Here is a 21,371-nt window from a genome sequence, read left to right on the forward strand (position 1 = left end):
TATTCTGCCTATATAAAACCCCATAAAAATCAGTGAGCGATTAATAAAAACACGCCTTAACTTTCTAAAGACGATAAAACCGGCGCTTAACCAATTAATAGAGTTCACGCGGCTCTTATGAGCATCATATGTACTAAAACACATTTAAACACGATCTATAATCTCGATCAAATACTCAAACACAGATTATTATAAACATTTAAGCTTAACCACCAGATTAACAGATCGAGCAATTCGCGATGAACCAACACTTTCACCACCAATAGGCTAAAAATGTAGTTAATGACACTTTTTAATCAAAAAAATAAATATTTAAATAAAAACACATGTGTTGCAGATATTTATCATTAAATGATTCACATCAAATAAAACAAATATATTAATCACAGATCATTTCATGGGCATAAATATCGTTTAATTAAGGTATTCATTGAAAAAAATTAAATTTCTCTATTGCTATTTTTCCGATAGCATAATTAGTGCAGGTTCGGTTGGTATCCATAGTCAATGTGCTCCTCTTGCTGGCTAAGCTAACTTATTGCAATTTATCGATTGAATAATGAGTTTGAAGATAGAACGACAAAAAAAAAGCAGAACTTAAGTTCTGCTTTTTTATCAGAGAATAAAATCATAAGAGATTAGAAACTATACTTAACCCCAATCATTGCCTGAGTATCGCTATAGCCTTCATCACCAATCTGTTGAGCAACGTTGCCCCACATATTCAGGTTTTTGTTTAAGTGTCCTTCAATACCTACCTTCAACTCACCGATATTGCGGGTACCGGCCTGATAGTCAGAGGTATCATTCATGGTGACGCCAAAGTTTTTGCTGTTGTACAGCCAGTTGACTTCCACAAACGGCTGGAATACCCGACCGGTGTTATCATCCAGTGCACTGTGCCCCTGAGCATAAGCCCGTAAACCTAAACGAGTGGATAGGTTATCGCCGTTGCCGGTAACTTTGGTACCGTTGGTTTCATAATGCTTATCCGCATGCACCCCCATCCAGGTCAGCTGCGCTTTCGGCTGTAACCAGTAGCTGGCACGCTCAGCTTCACCCAGTTTAAAGCTGTAACCGGTTTCCACCGAGGCTAACCAACCTTTTGAGTCATACTTCTCTTCCGCCAGACCATCGCCCTTCACGCTGTTATCAAACCAGGCGTACTGAACCCAGCTATCAACATACAGTCCGGACTTATCGGCCTGATTGGCATACCAGGTACCGTATAAACCCAGTGCATAACCATCCACGGTGTTTTTGGAACGATAAGCACTGTATTTAGCATTGGTATTACCATGAGAGTAGCCATAACCCGCCATTACCCCTAAATTCAGGCGATCAAGTCCGTCACTGCTCCACTGGGCAATATCGCCACCCAGTTGCACCACATAACGGTTAGTTTGGGTTTTGCTTTGGCCAGACTGGGTTCTGCTGCGGTTATGCCCCCCTTCCTGACGCAGCCACAAACTGGTCACTTTGTTTTCACCGGTTAAGAAATCGGTGTACTGGGTTTCACCTAAACGATCGTGCAAACGGGTAGTAAACATGGAGTTTGCCGCCGCCAGGTTGGCAATATAAGCACCGGTTTCAGGGCGAATAACTTTGATATTCTCACCACCTTCCTCTGGCTCAGGTTCCGGTGTTGGTTCAGGCGTTGGCTCTGGTTCTGGAGTTGGTTCCGGTGGAATCACAACCGGTGGAATGGTATTAACCAGATACCAGTTGTTACCCGATTTGGCGACATTATATTCATAAGCTCCCGCCACTACCCGATGTCCGGCAGCCAACTGAAAGATACCATCCGATTCACCGGCAACATTAATCACTTCGATGCCGTTAGTGGTTTGTCCACCCGTGCCGTTGTAGTTGTTAACATACAAATCGGTAATGCCGGAAGTATTTCCCTCCACCATCATTTTATCGGTTTCAGAATCATCACCACCTAATGCAGTATTGATCGTCAGGGAACCGCCGCCGGTATAATCACCGTGAACCGTTAACGTTTTAAACGAGCCATTATTGTCCGGAGACAGAATATTAACCCGACCTTGCGAAGCTAAAGAAAGACTGGTTACGCTGGAGTTTCCGGTCATGTTCCAGACTGCCTGATTGGAAATATCCAGATTAACCATACCTCTGCTGGTTGAACCAGAAGTCGAGGTGTAGCTGGCCGCGGTCAGATATGAATTTTGATTATTCATCGTCATATCAATTGCGCCACCATTTATCGCGCCAATATCTCCTTCCACCTGCACCGTTCCTGCCGCGGTGGTATTTACGCCAATCTGACTATTTGCCCCCCGGGAATAAAGTGACCAATAAATATCGCTGTTATCATTTAACAGCAGGCCCTTTTTCACATCGACCTTACCACCTGCCGCGGCCTCAATTCCGGCAATATAAGATGCCTGAGTATCAACCAGAGAAATGCTTAAATCATCGTTAAATTCTGCCTTACTGGTTCCTGTACCACCGTCATAGACATACACCGCTCTTGCGGTGTCGACACCATTTTTAAGCGTAATCTCGGTTTTACCGTTAAATTGCGCCTGACTTTTCCATACATACAGGCCGGTATTGTAGTAACCACCGTCACTGCTTAATGACAGGTCAGCATTCGATGTCAGCGTTGAACCATCGGTAAGAGAAACGGTTCTAAGCCAGTAACCGTCTATCCATCCTAAATAGTCATGTTCATAGCCAGGGCGAATACCCAATGGCGTTAAGTTTTCACCAATAATCCTGACGGTATCATTACTGTTAAAGGTGATATCCGTCGCCATAACATCGATTGCCCGGCCTCCGCCGATTTCACCAAAAATGTTGGTTTCATCGCCTCGCACAATGGCTTCAATTAACGTATTACCGGTAAATTCAACCACATTTCGAGTTCTGAAGGTATTACTCGACAGTCCGGCCATAATGCCCTGACTACCTCTAAAGATAATGGTATCAGCATCAAACTTTGCCGTATTTACCACATCGTAAGCCGTTGGATGATTAGGATAATCTCCGATAGTAGCCGGGAAGAATAACGCCACCTCATTTGCCTCAATCAAAACGTTATCGGCTTTGACATCCACATTGCTCCCCGCCGATACCGCAATGCCAACCCGCCGGTCAATAGAATTCGCACCAGGATCGCCATCCACTTTGACGATAAAATTTCCACCATCAAAATCGAGCCCGGAATGATAGAGTGCAATACCATGACGATGGGTATCCACCAGCCCAGCCTGTGGCATTAATACAGTCAGGTTGATCTTATTGTCACCATCACTTTTAAAACTAAACTGCCCTTCATTATCGGCAAACAGACCATAAACATTGGCATAACTATTGGTGACTTCGTTACTGACAACAATGTTACCGCCGGTAAAGGTCATGGTTCCACTGAGAGTTGGCGCTCTCTTGTAAGCGTAAAGCGTAGAATTTTGCTGAGAGGAATTATTATTAAAACCTTTTATAGTTAATGTGTTGCCCTGGCCAATACCAATATTAACCGCGCCATTCATTGTATTGATGATTGCCCTTTGATAGGCAAACGCCCCGGTATAGCCGGAAGCATCTAAAGTGACATCACCATTGTTAACGGTATGGTTTCCACTGGTAATCGAACTAATGCTGCTGGTATAAAACTGATCTGTCAGTTCCGCTGCCTGAGTCATGGGGCTATAAAGAAAAGAGCTCCCCAATACTACCGGCATCACTTTTTTCCATTGTTTTCTCATGATGTTATAATTCTCCATATTGATACTTTTCTATCCTCTCTATTCGGCACATCATTCATCACCAAACGAGTTGCAACTTTAGATATTTTTCTTTTAATTATTTTCTAACGTTAAATGGTAGTTATTAAAAAACACGTCACTAACTAACTCTTTAAAATATTTCTATATTTTATTTATCAATATGAACTGATAGAAAATGAAGGTAAGAAATACCCCGTAATAGTTAAAATCACCGACTATTAATTTACGTATTTATAATTAAAGATAATTAACATTGATACTTAAATCATTAAACTCATTATCCAAACCATTTTGCATTTTATTTACAATCGCCTCATCAGAGGTTTTATAGGCCTGGTAAATATAATTTATCTGAAACGTCTTCTGGCAGTGGCCACACCGATAGCGCTGGTACCCTGAAGGCGCAGTACCATGCTTTTTAACAGCATTCGTTCTGGAACAATAACGACAACAAACCCTTCTTTTGAACATAGCGCATCTCCATATTTTTATATATAAATTCTCAGCACGTTCAGTATTTCAATATGTCCTTACTCACACATAAAAACAACTCTTTACATATTGAAACACGATCAATAATTTCAATCAAACGCAATAAACCGAGCTTTTACAACTAAAAACACTAAAAAACATCAACAAACAACTGTTTTTTGATTATCTGGTAAAATTTTCAACAGGCATTACTTAGTTATGTAGCCCATAATACTATTTTTCACTTTCAATTCTTTGCTGAAAAATAAAAACAAAAATACAATAAGTGTTGTAAATAAATAAAAAAAAGAGAATCAATATTAAATAAAAAATAAAAAATAAAATGAATTTACGATCAATTCTATTGGCCAGCCTACATAAGAGTAGTTATATTCACCAACAATAAATAAAATAACCCTATTAACATTTTTAAACTGGTGATTAATGAATAATCATAAGAAAATCAACAGTCAGAAAAGGTAGTTTATTGATTGCTAAAGTGAAATATCATAATTAATGCAGAATTTAATTTGAAAGGTGAGCATAAAAATATTGCTGATAATAAAATAAGGGCGAAACCTGAGTTTTGCCCTTCTGATACAAAATAGCGCTTAGCGATGCCGCAGGCGCGCAAAAAAACGTATTCCCCACAAGCGCAAATCATCAACATAGGTAAAAATCACCGGGATAACGATCAGGCTGAGGAATGTAGAGGTTATTAAGCCGCCAATTACCGCTATCGCCATTGGAGAGCGAAAGCTGGGATCCACGCCCAGCCCCAATGCAATCGGCAACATACCGCCACCCATGGCAAAAGTGGTCATCACAATAGGACGTGCGCGTTTTTTACCGGCATCGACTAACGCCTCAAAGCGCGCCATTCCCATTTCTGCCCGAGCCTTAATAGCGTATTCCACCAGCAGAATCGAGTTTTTAGTCGCTACCCCCATCAGCATAATCAGCCCCAACATGGCGGGCATAGAGAAGGCCTTTTGGGCAAGAAACAGCGACAGAATGGCTCCGGGCACTGACAGCACCAATGCCGCAAGAATGGTGACTGGCTGCATAAAATCCTTAAACAGCAGCACCAACACCACAAAAATGCACAGAACACCGGTGCCCATGGCAACCGCAAACCCTGACATTAACTCCACCATCAGTTCGGCATCACCGACCTGAGTGGTGTAAATCCCCGGAGGAAGCTGTTTCATACTGGGTAAGTTGTAAACGCTCTCGTCAACATCACCGAGGGGGATACCGTTGAGTTCAATCTCGATATCCACGGTACGGCGACGATCGTAGCGTTTTATCTGGTCGATACCATCAACCACAGTAACCGTTGCCACATTCGCCAGCATAACCGGCCCCTGATCGTCCCCCAGATTCCCCCGGCAGCACCACCGCCAATGGTGGTATAGATGGTTCGCACATGGGGATGGGTTTTAACAATGGCTTCTGCCTGCTTAGTCAGGGCCAATGTCTGTTCAAAGCGGCTGCCCGGTGGCAACGTGATATTCACCTGAGTTTGTGACAAATCATCTGGCGTGGTAAATCCGGTAGGCAGAAGTGGCCCCAGCCCCAGTAACACACCAAAGAAAAACAACATGGTAATCATCACGGTTTTGAGGCGATTCTTCATTGCCCAGCTTGCCGCCCGGGAAAAGCCCCGCTCCCAGCCAGCCTGACGATGCGCATGCGTTAACGGCTTGAGCATATAAGCCGCCATCATTGGGGTTAATAAACGGGCAACCACCAGCGAGAAAAATACCGCGATAGCGGCCGTCCAGCCAAACTGAATAAAGAAGCGCCCAACAATACCGGGCATAAAGGCCGTGGGTAAGAAGACCGCAATCAAGGTGAAGGTGGTGGCAATAACGGCCAGACCGATTTCATCGGCCGCTTCTCTGGCCGCCTCCATCGGTGTTTTCCCCATCGACAGATGACGCATGATGTTTTCAATTTCAACGATAGCATCATCCACCAGAATACCCACCACCAGTGACAGCGATAGCAATGTGACGGTATTAAGGGTAAATCCCATCAGGTACATTGCGGCAAAAGTAGGAATAATCGACAGTGGTAGCGCCACCGTGGCCACGAAGGTTGCCCGCCAGTTACGCAGAAAAATCCATACTACGATGATGGCCAGAAAAGCACCTTCATACAGTAAGCTCATCGAACCTTCATAGTTTTCAATGGTGGGGTCAACAAAGTTGAACGCTTCACTTATCACAATGTCCGGGTGCTTTTGATGAAGCTCTTCCAGCTGTTCCCGTACGGCATACATGATATCCACATCGCTGCCGCCTTTGGTTCGCACCACTTCAACCGCCACCACCGGCTTTCCATCAAGAAACGCGGCGCTGCGCTGTTCTGCGGTAGCATCACTAACGGTAGCTATTTGGTTTAAACGCACCTGACGCCCGTCGGATAGCAGCATATTCATGTTTGCCAGTTCATCAACATTACGTACCGTTGCCAGCGTACGGGCGCGCTGCTCCAACTGACCAATATCAGCACGCCCTGCGGATGCTTCCTGCTGAGTCATTTTTAACTGTCGAGAGATATCAGCGGCGGAAATTTGTAGCGCCAGTAACCGCTCTGGCGACAGTTCAACGTTGATTTGCCGCGTCACCCCACCCACCCGGTTCACGGAACCGACGCCCTTAACATTTAACAATGTCTTGGCGATATCGTTATCCACAAACCATGACAGCGCTTGATCATCCATTTTGGCAGAGTGCACCGCATAGGCCAAAACCGGCATATTGGCCAGATCCAACTTGGCAATAATGGGTTCGTTCATGGCGGCAGGTAAATCAGAGCGAACCCGAGCCACCGCATCACGCACATCGTCCATTGCATCCTGAATCGATTTCTCTATCCGAAACTCGATAACCAGAGTCGCGACGCCATCCTGTACGGTGGTGATGATATGTTTGACGTCCTGTACCGACGAAATGGTATTTTCCAGCTTGCGTGCAATATCGGTTTCTATCTGAGAAGGTGCTGCCCCTTGCAGGGTTGCGGTAACCGTAACAATAGGAAGTTCAACATCCGGCATGCTCTGGATTTTCATGCTATTAAACGCCCCTAACCCAATAATGGTCAGTAACATAAACAGCAAAATGGCCGGAATGGGGTTATTGATAGACCAGGATGAAACGTTCATGCATTTCTCCTTAGTCGGCCTGATGGGAGGCAATACGTACTGAATCACCTTCCGACAGGAAACTGACGCCGCTGACAACAATGGTATCCTCTGGTTGTAATCCATTGAGGATTGGCACCCAACCGTCAACCTGAGGTCCGGCAGTCACTTTGGTTTGCACAATTTTATTATCGGGACCTACCCGGGATACAAACGCCATCCCATCCTGTAACAGTAAGGCTGAAAGGGGAACTGCCAGCCCTTTGCGCTGGCTGATGGTAATATTTCCCGAAGCAAACATCCCAGCACGAATCGGTGGCGTATTGGGCAACTCAACATACACCAGCCCATTACGCGTTTTTGGGTCCACCGTAGGGGCAACTTGCCGTACCTGACCGGTAACGGTTTGTTGTCCGTTAACCGATAGTTTTACGCTTTGCCCTGACTGAACCTGAGCCAGTTCATTTGACGGCAGCTCACCACGCCATTCCATGCGATCCTGACGGTTCAGTTTAAACAGGATATCGCCGGGGGAGACAACATGACCCAATGTAGCCTGTCGGACGGTAATCGTCCCCTCATCCGGGGCAACAATTTGGGTTTGAGAAAGGCGAAACTGCGCGGAGCTGACTTTTGCCTCGTGGGCCTTAACTCGCGCCTCTGCGATTTTTGCCGTAATGAAATATTGGGTAATTTGCTGAGCGCTCAACGCAGCAGACTTTTGTAATTTACGCGCACGTTCCGCGTCGGCTCTCGCTTCTTCTCGCTGTGCTATGGCCTGAACCAGTTCTGCATTCGCATGGGCTAATTCAGACTCCAGCGTATGATTTTGTAGTTCAACCAGCAGTTGGCCTTTAGCGACTTTATCCCCCACATCAACCAACACTCGAGTGATACTTAAACCACTGGCTTCGGTGCTTACATTAGCTTCCTGCCAGGCAACGATATTACCGGTCGCAAGCAGCGTATTGTCCCACTCCATCATTTTGGGGGACATCGTCGTCACCGTCAGCGCGGTTTTCTCCGGACGAATGATATCGGTCTGGTCGGCAAACGCCGTTTTTATTGGTGAAAAGGCACATAAGATGATGGCAACCATCCATGTTCCAAAGCGAAAATTATCCATTTACCGTTCCATTGAGTTGTACCATTCGTACACTTTTTCACTTACGGTTTAAAACTATTGCTACCCGAAAAATAAAACAGCCAATTTAACAGAGCAATAAATTCACCGGAAAGTTTAACCATTGTCTCTTCCGCCAGAGAGCAGGATTGACGCCCTCTTGAGCAAGAGGAATATCATAAACCATGATAAAAATAGTCCGCTTCTCTATTCCGGGCATCGAGTAAGCATTAGCTTTGCGAAAACCAGTCTGATGTGAATGATTTACCAGTGCCAAAACCTGCTCTTAAACGCCACTTCTCTTACGGAGAACGCATTAGGGCACAATCAATAACGCCTTGCAAATACAGCCGTTTTATATAATTAACCACAGAAGTAATTACATATAGTTAATGATGCCGACCAGGGTTTTCAGATTAAAACCATCAGCATGAATTACCCTGACATAGAGTCGATCATGCTATTTGAATTGCGTGGTTTTTTATCAACAAAAAAACAGGTAAATGAACGACTCCGGGCCAGGAAACAGGCGGGCACAATTCAAATGAAAAACGGGAGAGCATAATGCTCTCCCGCTTATTTCTGCGTCTGATAATACTTTTCAGCCGCTATTTCTTCGAAAACCGACGGCGAACCACCACGAAGAATACCGGCACCAGGAATATTGCCAACAGCGTTGCCGTAATCATGCCGCCCATTACCCCAGTACCTACGGCATTTTGAGCCCCTGAACCCGCACCGTGGCTCACAACCAGAGGTAATACCCCCAGAATAAAGGCCAGCGATGTCATGAGTATTGGTCTTAAACGCATTCTTACTGCTTCAAGGGTGGCCTGAATAAGATCTTTGCCCTCTTTCTCCATCAAATCCTTGGCAAACTCCACAATCAAAATGGCGTTTTTAGCCGACAAACCGATCGTTGTCAGTAACCCTACCTGAAAATAGACGTCATTGTTTAATCCTCGCATAGTGGCCGCCAGCAGCGCACCCACGACACCGAGTGGCACAACCAGCATTACCGATATGGGTATTGACCAACTTTCATATAACGCCGCCAGACATAAAAAGACTATCACCAGCGATATAACATAAAGCGCAGGAGCCTGATTACCTGAAAGACGTTCCTGATAGGACATGCCCGTCCAGTCATAGCCGATACCGGCAGGAAGTTTTCCCACCAGATCTTCCATTAGCGTCATGGCTTCACCGGTACTTTTACCCGCAGAGGCCTCCCCCTGAATTTCCATAGAAGGCAGACCGTTATAACGTTCCAGACGTGGAGAACCATAAGTCCAGATGGATGAAGCAAAAGCAGAGAAAGGCACCATTTCCCCGTTGTTACTACGAACAAACCAATTGGTTATATCCTCCGGCAACATTCGATAGGGAGCATCAGCCTGAACGTAAACCTTCTTCACCCTTCCACGATCGACGAAATCATTAACATAGCTGCCACCCAACGCAGTGCTGATGGTCTGATTAATGTTGGAAATCGATACGCCTAGCGCACGAGCCTTACTTTGATTAATCTGTAATTTATATTGTGGCGTATCTTCCAGACCATTGGGACGAACGTTCTGCAAAATATCAGGATGCTCTGCCACCATACCTAATAGCTGGTTACGGGCCTGCATCAGTTTCTCATGACCAAGATTACCTTTATCGGTTAATTCAAAGTCAAACCCCGTTGCGGTACCCAGTTCAATAATCGCCGGCAGGTTAAAAGGAATAACGATGGCATTTTTAATTTTTCGAAATTCAAGGAATGCCCGTCCGATAATGGCCTGCGCACTGTTTTTCGAACCGCTACGCTCATCCCAGGACTTCAGGCTAATAAACGCCAGCCCCGCATTTTGCCCCTGTCCACTAAAGCTAAATCCATTAACGGTAAATACCGACTCAACGTTATCTTTTTCATGAGTCAAAAAATAATCCGTTAACTGATCAAGAACCACTTGAGTTTGAGGCTGAGTCTGACCTACTGGCAGTTGTACCATAGTCATGAAAACGCCCTGATCTTCATCAGGAAGAAAGGAGGTTGGTAGCTTAATAAATAGTGTCACCATACCGATAAAGATAAACAGATAAATAACAATAAAGCGCCCTGACTTACTCAACACCCGGCTAACGCTATCGGTGTAATGGTCGGCACTCTTTTCGAACAGTTTATTGAACCAGGTAAAGAAGGCATATTCTTTCTGCTTCTCATCATGACTTCTTAATAACGTGGCGCACAGTGCCGGAGTCAGTATTAAAGCAACAAATACCGATAACACCATGGCGGAAATAATGGTGACTGAAAATTGGCGGTAAATCGCCCCGGTAGAACCACTAAAGAAAGCCATCGGGAAGAATACTGCAGACAGCACCAGTGCAATGCCTACCAACGCCCCCTGAATTTGCCCCATTGATTTACGAGTGGCCTCTTTAGGCGAAAGCTCCTCCTCCATTACTCGTTCGACGTTCTCTACCACAACAATCGCATCATCCACCAACAATCCAATCGCCAGTACCATCGCGAACATGGTTAATGTATTAATCGAGTAATTAAACGCGGCTAAAACGGCAAAAGTCCCTAACAGAACTACCGGCACAGCAATGGTTGGGATCAGCGTTGCTCTGATATTCTGTAAGAAGATATACATCACCAGAAAAACCAGAACGATGGCTTCAAATAGCGTTTTTACGACTTCAAAAATTGATATTTTAACGAATGGGGTTGTATCGTAAGGGTAAACGGTTTTCATCCCTTCCGGGAAAAAAGGCTGTAGTTCAACCAGCCGTGCTTTCACTGCTGCGGCAGTATTCAGTGCATTGGCACCGGTCGCCAGCTTGATCCCCAGTCCGGTGGCTGACTTGCCGTTAATCTTCGCCAGCGTGTTGTAGTTTTCACTGCCCAGCTCAATTCTGGCGACATCTTTTAATAAGACTTGCGAGCCATCAGAATTCACTTTTATCAGAATTTGTGAAAATTCATCCGGAGAAGTAAGACGGGTTTGCGCAATAATTGAAACGTTCAGTTTTTGATTATCCACCAGCGGTGTACCGCCGAGCTGCCCTGCTGCAATCTGCGCATTCTGTTCTTTAAGCGCGTTAACCACATCAAGTGGTGTTAACTGGTATTTGTTTAATTTATTGGGATCTAACCAGATACGCATCGCATATTGCGCACCGAACAGCTGTACATTCCCTACGCCGCTGGTGCGGCTCAGTTCATCTTTGATATTTGATGATACATAGTCCGACAGATCGGCATCGGTTAAATCAGCATTTTCAGAAACAAAACCGGCAACCAGCAAATAGCTGCTGCTGGATTTCTCCACGCTAATACCCTGCTGCTGAACTTCCTGCGGCAGTAACGGCATGGCTCCCTGCAGTTTATTCTGTACCTGAACCTGAGCAATATCCGGGTCAGTTTCAGAGCTAAACGTTAATGTAATAGTCACTCCGCCAGCCGAATCACTGGTTGAGGACATATACATCAGGTTATCCACTCCGTTCATATTCTGTTCGATCACCTGAGTGACCGAATCTTGTACGGTTTGAGCATCCGCGCCGGGATAAGTGGCCGAAACTGCAATGGCAGGAGGCGCTACCGTCGGATATTGCGCAATAGGAAGTTTAAGAACAGCCAGCGTTCCTCCCAGAATGACGATAATTGCCAAAACCCAGGCAAATATTGGCCGTTCAATAAAGAAATTAGACATACTTATTTTGCCTTAATCATAATAATGAAATCCGTCTCACTTAACCTGACTGTCGAGGTGACGTTCTGTGGCTGATACCGTCATTCCTGGTCTGATTTTCTGAAGATTGCTGACCACAACTTTGTCACCCTCTTTTAATCCATCCGAAATCAACCACTGCTCCCCAATGGCCCGGCTTGCATTAACTTGTCTAATTTCAAGCTTATTGGCGTCATCGACGATCATGACAGTGGCCATGCCTTTTGGATCGCGCATTACGCCTTCCTGCGGAACCAAAATTGCACTCTTGAGCGTGCCTTCATTCACAACAGCACGGGTATACATGCCGGGTAATAGCTCATATTTAGGGTTAGGAAATAACGCCCTTATGGTGATAGAGCCAGTATCTTTATCTACCGTAATATCAGAAAATTCGAGACGGCCCTTTAAGCTATATTGACTGCCATCATCCAACAGCAAACTCACCTCGCCGTTCTGCTGCGGGCTTTGCATTTCGCCATTTGATATGGCGCGTTTTAAGCTCAGGTAGCTATCGCTGGATTGAGTAACGTCAACATAGATAGGATCAAGCTGCTGCACGGTGACCATGGCATCTTGCTGGTTAGTGGTCAGCAGTGCACCTTCTGTAACCGATGATTTGCCTGCGCGACCGCTAATGGGAGAGATGACTTTGGTGTAATTCAGTTTAATGTTGGCGGTGTCGACCGCCGCACGAGAGACCTACACTTGCGCATCAGCCTGACGCGAGGTAGCCACAGCACTATCGTAATCTTGCTGGCTGACATAGTGATTTTTTCTCAGAGGAGAGTAACGTTTCACCGTTAAGCCTGCCAGCTCTGCCGCGGCTAATGATTTAGCCAAATCTGCTTTTGACTGTTCAAGTTCTGCCTGATAGGTCGCCGGATCGATCTGATAGAGCGAATCCCCGGCTTTAACATCATTACCTTCGGAGAAATAGCGATGAAGTAAAATTCCACCAACCTGTGGACGAACTTCTGCTGTGCGATAAGCGGAAATACGTCCGGGTAATTCTGTCGTAACCGGAAGAATAATTCCTTTTACGGTAACCACATCAACCGGAAGTACTACCGATGCAGCACTGGTATTTTTTTCATCATTACAGCCAGTAATGGCAAGTACAATTGTTAATCCAATAATACACTGGAATAAAGCAGATTTATTTTGACTTTTCATTATATCCTCAAAGAAAACATCTTAACTAAAATATATTCAGCAAGTCTTATGGCCAGAAAAACAAAAATAGAAGCACTCATTACACGACAAAATATCCTGAATGCCGCACTGGAAATATTTTCCAGCAAAGGGTTCACATCAACCTCTCTTTCTGATATTTCCACCTTAGCAAAGGTAACCAGAGGGGCTATTTATTGGCATTTCGAAAACAAAGACGACATATTGCATGAAATTTTCTGCGACTTTGAAATGATGAAGTCTGAACATATAAAACCCTTTCATATAATGCTAAACACAAATCCGTTTATTGCACTAAAAGAAGCGCTAATTAAAACATTAGATATTATTTATCACGATAAAAAACAGGCTATGATTATGTCGTTAATATTTTTCGATCGTGAACTGGCATACAGAAATGACGCAATAAAGAACATTCGTAAAAATATTCTTTTTAATGATGGCGACATTGAGTCTGCGCTCATTAAATGTAAAGAGTCCGGGGTTTATCAGGAAAATTTTGATATACAAAAAAACGCCACCATGATCAGGATATTTGTTATTGGTATCATTGAGTATTGGCTGGCAGAACCTGATAAGTTCAATCTTTCTAAAGACGGCGAAAAAGCTGTTCTCCGGTTTCTGGAAACCGCTCCAATAATATAATAAATAGTCTTTATGGCATGCATTTAATATGTCTATAATTATATAAAGAGCTCAGTTATTCCATCATTCACAATCTTGACAATATACAGTAACCAATAAAAAAGTAACGGTGTAAAATTACACCGCACATCAAAGCACTTTATAAAAGACAATAAAAAAAAGTGATATTCAAGAGAGTAAATCAAAGGTTTTAGGTAACTTTTAATATTTAAAACCCCATGATTGAAATTATCATTAATTAAAAAATCCTAAAACAGACAAAATAAAATTTGTAATAATAAAAACATCATAGAATAATTCACGATTCACAGAAACGATGAAAGCAACACTTGTTTTATAGTTATATCCATTTTTAATAACCGTAGTTCAATATGTTAACCACTTCATTATTTTCGACACTATTAATATCCAGTAAAGATATTAAGCATGGTTGAAGAACCTATAACAGGATGTTTAAACTTACTTAATACCCGCTTGCGGAAATACTCAATAAGACCAAACAAGAAATAATAAGCATACTCGAATGGAGAACGAGAATGGATTTGCCATTAAGCAGTATCAATAAACCAATAGATGCCATTCAAACATTAATCAATGAATTACTCCCTTACGCTCATCAACAAATCAGTCCGCCCCATAAGAAGTTTTGTTGTACCGACCAATGTTATCTGGTTCAGGATGGTCATGTGCAGTTACACAGAGTAGTAGATGAAATGGTTATCTATTCAGCAGACGCTCCTACCGTTTTAGGGTTAAGCAACCATCTTATCCCGGGAGCAGAGGATTATTTCTTTACTACTAAGACCACTTCGACCATCGCAATACTCCCCACCGCAAAGGCAACACAGATCATCGAAAGTGAAAAATTGTGGGAACAATTATCTATTTTCCAGGCGTTTATCATACGTCGCATGCATGAGTACCATACAAAGATAACTGCGCTCGGTGCTTATGAAATCACCCGTAATCAATTGATTAATCTTATTAATGAGCCAGAAGAAGTCAGGAATAATATTACTGCCGTTCAATATATTCAGGATCATACGAGATTGTCTCGTAGTGGTGTGATGAAAATGTTATCGCAACTCAGAACAGGAAATTACATTGAGCTGAATAAGGGGCATCTGGTTAAAATCAATAAAATACCACTACGGTATTGATTTTAATTAGAAATATTCATAGTAAAAAAGAAGGAAAATTATTTCGGATAAATAATTTTCCTTCATAAATAGAGCAGTGGCAGTTATATCAAATCATTTTTTACCGTGGTCAGCGGTAATCTTCACCAAATCGGTATAGGTTACTTGTACACTTTGGCCAACTTTCAGATCTTTTAAGCGAGCCTGAACTTCAGGTTTTTTAACTGAAACCACTTTGCTACGACCTGCGGGGCCTTCGAACGTTATTTGGTGCTTTTTAAGGTCGATATGCGTAATTTTCAGCGATATATTCACCTGACGGAGTGCGTTGGCGTTTGGCGTAGGATTATCTTTGGTAGCCTGACTGACTTCTTCTTTTGTCAGCATAATGGGGGCTGCCTGATTCACATCGGTTTCCAGTGCTACAGCAACAGAATGCTCCAGAGTGACCTCAATCATGTCGCCGGTTTTTACATGTTCCAGATCTTTTGCCCGATCGGTCAGTTGAAAACTAGTCTCTTCACCATCTTTACCGGACAACACAATGACATGGTTACTCTGGTCCACTGAAACTACTTTCGCGACAAGCAGCTCTGTTTGTACGTTTCCGGATAGCGGAATAGTATCGGCCTGAGCCGAAAAAATAGAAGCAGTTAAGAAGGAAAGCGCAGCAGTAGTTTTAATCAATTTACTAAGTAACGTCATGATTATTCATCTCCATGTGATTCGCAATAAGTAATAAAATTCGGACACGCTAAACAATCTATCTGCTTAGGCTTACCAATTTATACTTAACGTTCGCAGAGCAACAATCACTGTTGGGGTTATTAATATACTTCCTAAATGGTTTAGCTTGTGGTTGTGGGATATAAAACGGTTAATTTCCATTGACTGATTTCTGAAAAATTAAGAGGTTATAGCAGGTTTACTGGCAACCGGAATTCACGATACTATCCGGACGCTTAAATCCGCAGGTTGGAATTTATCGGATATTCTCTTAATAAAATGGATGGTTTTATGGCAGTTTTTAACGGTAAAAAAAGTATTGTCTTTGGCATCACCGGCGGGTTCGCAGGCCTGCTCAGCGCTCTGTTATATGAATCGGTCAATATTACCAACGCACTGGCAAGTTGGACAATTTCTGGCGGTTTTGATGCTGCACTGATTTCGTTATTTATTGTTATCGGCCAGTCCTATTACCAGTCGCGAACGCTTCCCGTCACATCAAGATTGATATCAATACTGATTCAAGGTTTCATTTTTGGTGCCCTTGGCGGTCTGGCGGTATACATCTTTATGGCGGTAACCTCCTCCGGAGATATTGGCCGCGTTATTGGCTGGGCGATCAGCGGAGCGGTTTGTGGATTTCTGGTATCCAAGAAAATCCCTAATATGAGTAAGAAGCTGGCGATGGTAGCCGGTGCTATCGGTGGCGCTGTAGGCTGCCTGTTAATGTATCTCAATCTGGGTTATGTAACAGGCGTTATTGCGACGGGTGCGGCCATCGGGATTGTGGTGGCAAGCGCTGAAGTGATGTTCCGCAAAAGCTGGGTTGATGTGACGGTTTATTCTGAACCGTTGAAAGAGAATGGCATCAGCATGGCAAAGAAAACTAACCAGTATGTACTTAATCTTGGTAAAGATGCGATTCAGGTTGGTTATTCAGCGGATATGGATATTTTGCTGAAAGCTAAAGGCATTGCCATGAGCAAAGAGGTTTTTCAGATTACGCTGGAAAACGATAAGTGCTATTTGAATGACATTAAAACCGGCGAAAAGAAAGAGATCAAACCGGGCGAGAAAGTGATGGTCGAGAACTGTGAAATCCAGTTTTGTAACTAAGCCTACCCTTGTTTACAGGCCATATTCAGTGGCCTGTAAACAGATGTTTTCTGGATATACTCTTTAAATCAATTGGATGATTTTATGGCAATTTTTAACGGCAAGAAAAGTATCGTTTTTGGCATCACTGGAGGCGTGGCCGGTTTTCTCAGCGCGTTGTTGTACCATGCGACACCTATTCCTGGCCCACTGACAAGCTGGTCCGTTGGTGGAGGCTATAATGCCGCGCTGATTTCGTTATTTATCGTAATTGGTCAATCCTATTACCAATCACGAACCTTCCCGATCTTATCAAAACTGACCGCTGTTCTGTTTCAGGGCCTTATGTTTGGTGCCCTTGGCGGTGCGATTGTCTATTTCTGCATTATGACAAACTCTGAGTTTGCCTATTATGGCCGTATTGTTGGCTGGGGTATCTGTGGGGCGACCTGTGGATTTTTGGTCTCCAGAAACATACCTAATATGGGCGCTAAGTTGGCGATTATCGCCGGCGCAATCGGCGGCGTAGCGGGTTGCCTGCTGATGTATCTCCATTTAGGCTTTGTAACCGGCGTTGCGGTAACCGGTGCTGTTATCGGAATTGTGGTGGCAAGCGCTGAAGTGATGTTCCGTAAAGGCTGGGTTGATGTGACAGTTTATTCTGAACCGTTGAAACAGAGCGGCATCAGTATGGCAAAACCGATTAACCAGTATGTGCTTAATCTGGGTAAGGATGCGATTCAGGTTGGTTACTCATCAGATATGGATATCCTGCTGAAAGCCAAAGGCATTGCCATGAGCAAAGAGGTTTCGTTGATTACGTTGGAAAACGGTAAGTGCTATTTAAGCGATACCAAAACCGGCACAAAGAAAGAGATCAAACCCGGTGAGAAAGTGATTATCGAAAACTGCGAGATCCAGTTCTGTCATTAATCACCATGCCTGTTCACAGGCTGCTATTCGTGGCCTGTGAATAAAAAACCCCAGTCATCAGAGAAGATTAACCGCCATTCCCCTTCTGCGCTTTAAACGTCTTTTTACTGATTTCAGAAAGTTTACCGTTTTCATTAATTTCATAAACTCGCTGTTCGCTCCAGACAACCGGCTTCTCATGTTCGGTATCTGATATTCCGCGTTTGATCGTCAGGCGATAGTCTTTATCAATGCTGAAATTAATGACGCCTGTATCGTCCGGGCCGGAAAAGCCAATCAGCTGTTGGTCGATAAGTTTGTTGTCTTTTATGGTCATTAACCTAAAGCTGTTAACCACGATGGAGCGTGCGGCTATCAGAATTTGTATCTCGCCTCGTGCAGGTAGAAAGAGGTAACCGTCGTCTTCACCACCGTCCAGGTTATAGATATTTTTCTGGTTTTGTTGGTTGATTAACTGTTGGAGTGGCGCGGGAAGTTGGGACAGCTGATGCATCGGGTAACGGGACTCGCAGTTAGAGTCACAGGTATAGATATCCATGAATTTTAGGGGGAGTTGGGTGGTTTTGAGGTTGGTTGAGGCAGATAAAAATGAAGGCGATAATAGAAAAACTATGGTTGTGATAATTATGTATAGATATTTACTCATTTTAGCCTCTGATTATTAGGTAAAAAATAAATTAACTTATATTTAATGGCGAAATAAAAACTTTTACATTTTTATGTTTACTTTTAATATCGGCACATAATGCCTCTGGTTCTTTAATTAAAAAATTCGGATCATATATAAAAAAGAATAAAAAATTACATTTATCATGAGATGAATAGCGATTAATATCTATTAGCATTTGACCTCCAAGTTCAGCATCTTTCAGTCCATTTCTGGTCATTTTTATTTCAATTGCTATTTTTTCATCATTTAGTAAGAAATCAATTCTAGAAGATGAACCCGCATGACTCGGTGTATATTCCTCAGCTCTAACATCATTAAAATGAAGTTTTAAAAGAGCATTAAAAATATCCTGAACATCATACTCATCTTTTATTACCAAACTGGCCCTATTATTATATCTTTGGTTTAGTTGCAAATAAAACCTATTAAACCCATGAAAAATATCAGTAACAATCTTGATTGCATCATAATGATAATTTTCAATATGATAGTTTTCACCTTTTAAGTACTCCTCTATTCTCTTATTTTCATATTCTATTTCTGGTTCAGATTTTTTATTTAAAATGAGATAAACAAGTAAAATAAAAAGAATACTCTCTATTAAAATAAATAAAATCAATATATTATTATTTAATTTTACACTAATAAAAGAGTCGTACTTTAACTTATTGTTATTAAAATTATTTATAGGTGATATTTTATAATGCCAATTTATATTCAAGCCAAAGCTTGATGGAAATTTTAAATATATATCTTTTGGATAAGATGCTCCATGAACTCCATTATTAAAATCTTCGAGTTCTTTAAAAATAGTTTTAGTATTACTTTTAAATAAATCAGACTCCATAAAGCGATATACGGCAGGGTTTGTTACATCTTCAGGCATAAAAGCATACTGAACAAGAAGTGCATAATTTGCACCGAAAGATATTATCGTTATCGATATTAAAAGAATACTAAGCCTTATATAATTTCTCGTTGATAATATTATTTTTCCTATATGACGATCTCTTAAGCTATCTGTAATTTTTTTCATAAAATAAATATCTTAATTAAAATGATAACAAAATAGCATCAACACACCAAAAGTTATGAACGCTTATTTTTCATATATATGAATACGATAGATTGTTAGAAAATTTATTACTCACTTTATTATTTCAAATAATACTAATATTAAAGTTATTCTTATCATAATGTTACTTATCGACTCACAATTACATGTGTAAATTATCACGATTATTGGTGGTTTAACACCTCGTAAAAACACCAGAAAATTACTATTTTCTTTCCATCATATGCTGTTATGCAATGATTCTTAATTTTTTGCGATCCATCCCCCCACTCTAAAATAAACCCCTCAACCACCAAGTCATCCCATTGACCCCAAGACTGCCCAAATATACAGTCCTTTCACTACCCGCAATTTTGCCGGTAGCTAAAAAAGCGAAACCCCGCAGTGCGCGAACACTAACGGGGTCTCTGACCACAACGTTACTGGAGTAACATCATGGCTGTCGTGAAGCATACCCAAACTCACCCTGAATTTATACACTCGCAACGATCCAATTGCAGATCCGGATCGGAAAAGCGATCCTCGATTTCTATTTGTTGCCTGAAAGCCGGGAGATGCTCCCATGCTTAATCTCATCGATTCAACCTCTGTCGATCCGCTGGAACTGGCAGAACAGTGCCTTGCCCTTGCCAATGCGGTAATCAAAATTAATGATGCAGCAATAAAAGAATCGCTACAGTTTATCCTGCATGAAAAGATGGAATCCCTGTTTCAGGCGCTCTACCACGCTGAATAACATCGTGTTTCAGGCTTTAATATTTGGAGCCCTTTGCTTTCTGGAGTCATGGGCTCTTTATCTATTATTCACTGACGGCTCAACAGAAATCATGATTATCGGCGATAACTACACATCTTTTTCTTCTAACAGCATAACAAGCGACTTCACCTTTACTAACGGTACCTGAAGCTCAGTACTGATTTGCTCAGGTGTATGATGTTTTTCCCATAACGCCTCTACCTGAGCAGCAATGTTGAACTCCTTTCCTTTGTATATGTAAGTTGTCTGAAAAGTTTTATTACAGTGCATACAATAATAGCGTTGCTGCCCGGCCGCCCCGACACCATACTTCTTGGTGCCATCGTTTCTGCCGCAAATGTGGCAAATAGTTTTTTTCTTCTTTGAGAAAATCGTCATGTTTAACTCCAGACCTAATAATTACATCAATATTTATATAATTTATTGATATTTTTAAAAATGATTAAATAGCACGCTAAATACCTTTTATAAATTAACACCTCTCATGAGTAGAAAATTAAAAACATGAAAATACGCATCAAGAAACATATTAAAAAATAAATCAAAGAACATTAGCAACCTTTATTAAAAGATAGTGAATTAAAATTAATATGTTATTTTTAGTAGAAAATAATTAATTATAAAATAATATTAATAATAGCAATACCTTTATTATCAATAAAATTTATAGTAAATACATGTAGTTAAAATTATAACCCCCAACAAAAAACATAGTAAGAAAGTAAGGTACTTTGATATGATATATATGTCATTATATAGCATTGTATTTATCAAGGATGTAAATTAAATACTTTACAGAATAAAAACCCATAAAATAGATGGTTAGCAAAATATAACAATAAAAAATAAATTAAATTTTAATTATTCTCACCACAAAAAAAATTGGAATTGAATAATACCATTATGCATTCA

Annotated in this window: 15 protein-coding genes and 1 pseudogene; 5 read left to right on the forward strand and 11 right to left on the reverse strand. The window is 42.1% G+C overall.

Features of this window, described 5'->3' with window-relative positions:
• Nucleotides 1-638: 638 nt before the first annotated feature.
• From EKN56_RS14845 to EKN56_RS21645, 7 genes and pseudogenes are all read right to left on the reverse strand, one after another.
• The gene (locus tag EKN56_RS14845; protein WP_168189661.1) at nucleotides 639-3,734 is read right to left on the reverse strand and encodes an autotransporter outer membrane beta-barrel domain-containing protein; all 3,096 of its coding nucleotides are present in this window, start codon (nucleotides 3,732-3,734) and stop codon (nucleotides 639-641) included.
• Nucleotides 3,735-3,992: 258 nt separating this feature from the next.
• Nucleotides 3,993-4,226 carry an IS1/IS1595 family N-terminal zinc-binding domain-containing protein gene (locus EKN56_RS21735; RefSeq protein ID WP_456085566.1) on the reverse strand — a complete coding sequence of 78 codons (234 nt, stop codon included), beginning with the start codon at nucleotides 4,224-4,226 and terminating at the stop codon, nucleotides 3,993-3,995.
• A gap of 611 nt (nucleotides 4,227-4,837) precedes the next feature.
• Nucleotides 4,838-5,584 carry an efflux RND transporter permease subunit gene (locus tag EKN56_RS21035; protein ID WP_210405306.1) on the reverse strand — a complete coding sequence of 249 codons (747 nt, stop codon included), beginning with the start codon at nucleotides 5,582-5,584 and terminating at the stop codon, nucleotides 4,838-4,840.
• Nucleotides 5,533-7,398 carry an efflux RND transporter permease subunit gene (locus EKN56_RS14850; protein ID WP_210405307.1) on the reverse strand — a complete coding sequence of 622 codons (1,866 nt, stop codon included), beginning with the start codon at nucleotides 7,396-7,398 and terminating at the stop codon, nucleotides 5,533-5,535. Before EKN56_RS14850 ends, EKN56_RS21035 begins: the two co-directional genes overlap by 52 nt.
• 10 nt (nucleotides 7,399-7,408) lie before the next feature.
• Complete coding sequence (locus EKN56_RS14855) at nucleotides 7,409-8,503, reverse strand: efflux RND transporter periplasmic adaptor subunit (RefSeq protein ID WP_130592499.1); 1,095 nt, start codon at nucleotides 8,501-8,503, stop codon at nucleotides 7,409-7,411.
• Nucleotides 8,504-9,108: 605 nt separating this feature from the next.
• The gene (locus EKN56_RS14860; RefSeq protein WP_130592500.1) at nucleotides 9,109-12,207 is read right to left on the reverse strand and encodes an efflux RND transporter permease subunit; all 3,099 of its coding nucleotides are present in this window, start codon (nucleotides 12,205-12,207) and stop codon (nucleotides 9,109-9,111) included.
• Between the two features lie 36 nt (nucleotides 12,208-12,243).
• Nucleotides 12,244-13,401: pseudogene (locus EKN56_RS21645) on the reverse strand (efflux RND transporter periplasmic adaptor subunit).
• Between the two features lie 48 nt (nucleotides 13,402-13,449).
• Between EKN56_RS21645 and EKN56_RS14870 the strand changes: the two are divergent.
• Both EKN56_RS14870 and EKN56_RS14875 read left to right on the forward strand, forming a co-directional pair.
• A complete protein-coding gene (locus EKN56_RS14870; RefSeq protein ID WP_130592501.1) occupies nucleotides 13,450-14,064 on the forward strand; it encodes a TetR family transcriptional regulator in 615 nt (204 codons plus the stop codon).
• A gap of 536 nt (nucleotides 14,065-14,600) precedes the next feature.
• The gene (locus tag EKN56_RS14875; RefSeq protein ID WP_130592502.1) at nucleotides 14,601-15,224 is read left to right on the forward strand and encodes a winged helix-turn-helix transcriptional regulator; all 624 of its coding nucleotides are present in this window, start codon (nucleotides 14,601-14,603) and stop codon (nucleotides 15,222-15,224) included.
• A gap of 93 nt (nucleotides 15,225-15,317) precedes the next feature.
• On the opposite strand, the gene EKN56_RS14880 is transcribed toward EKN56_RS14875, so the two are convergent.
• Entirely contained in the window at nucleotides 15,318-15,908 is a 591-nt protein-coding gene (locus EKN56_RS14880; protein ID WP_130592503.1) for a hypothetical protein, read from the reverse strand.
• Between the two features lie 312 nt (nucleotides 15,909-16,220).
• On the opposite strand from EKN56_RS14880, the gene EKN56_RS14885 reads away from it, so the two are divergent.
• A complete protein-coding gene (locus tag EKN56_RS14885) occupies nucleotides 16,221-17,045 on the forward strand; it encodes a hypothetical protein (protein WP_130592504.1) in 825 nt (274 codons plus the stop codon).
• Nucleotides 17,046-17,129: 84 nt separating this feature from the next.
• Nucleotides 17,130-17,957 (forward strand): hypothetical protein, encoded by an 828-nt coding sequence (locus tag EKN56_RS14890; RefSeq protein WP_130592505.1) that lies wholly within the window; start codon nucleotides 17,130-17,132, stop codon nucleotides 17,955-17,957.
• Between the two features lie 67 nt (nucleotides 17,958-18,024).
• On the opposite strand, the gene EKN56_RS14895 is transcribed toward EKN56_RS14890, so the two are convergent.
• Both EKN56_RS14895 and EKN56_RS14900 read right to left on the reverse strand, forming a co-directional pair.
• Nucleotides 18,025-18,495 (reverse strand): hypothetical protein, encoded by a 471-nt coding sequence (locus EKN56_RS14895; protein WP_168189662.1) that lies wholly within the window; start codon nucleotides 18,493-18,495, stop codon nucleotides 18,025-18,027.
• A 139-nt stretch (nucleotides 18,496-18,634) separates the two neighbouring features.
• Nucleotides 18,635-19,663, reverse strand: a complete 1,029-nt coding sequence (locus EKN56_RS14900; protein ID WP_130592507.1) for a PD-(D/E)XK nuclease domain-containing protein — start codon at nucleotides 19,661-19,663, stop codon at nucleotides 18,635-18,637.
• Nucleotides 19,664-20,264: 601 nt separating this feature from the next.
• Here EKN56_RS14900 and EKN56_RS20965 point away from each other — a divergent pair.
• Entirely contained in the window at nucleotides 20,265-20,438 is a 174-nt protein-coding gene (locus EKN56_RS20965; protein ID WP_168189663.1) for a hypothetical protein, read from the forward strand.
• A gap of 108 nt (nucleotides 20,439-20,546) precedes the next feature.
• Here the strand turns inward: EKN56_RS20965 and EKN56_RS14905 are convergent, their stop codons facing one another.
• Complete coding sequence (locus EKN56_RS14905) at nucleotides 20,547-20,837, reverse strand: IS1 family transposase (protein WP_130592508.1); 291 nt, start codon at nucleotides 20,835-20,837, stop codon at nucleotides 20,547-20,549.
• Nucleotides 20,838-21,371 lie beyond the last annotated feature (534 nt).

The sequence above is a fragment of the Limnobaculum zhutongyuii genome (genome assembly GCF_004295645.1).
Lineage (GTDB): Bacteria > Pseudomonadota > Gammaproteobacteria > Enterobacterales > Enterobacteriaceae > Limnobaculum > Limnobaculum zhutongyuii.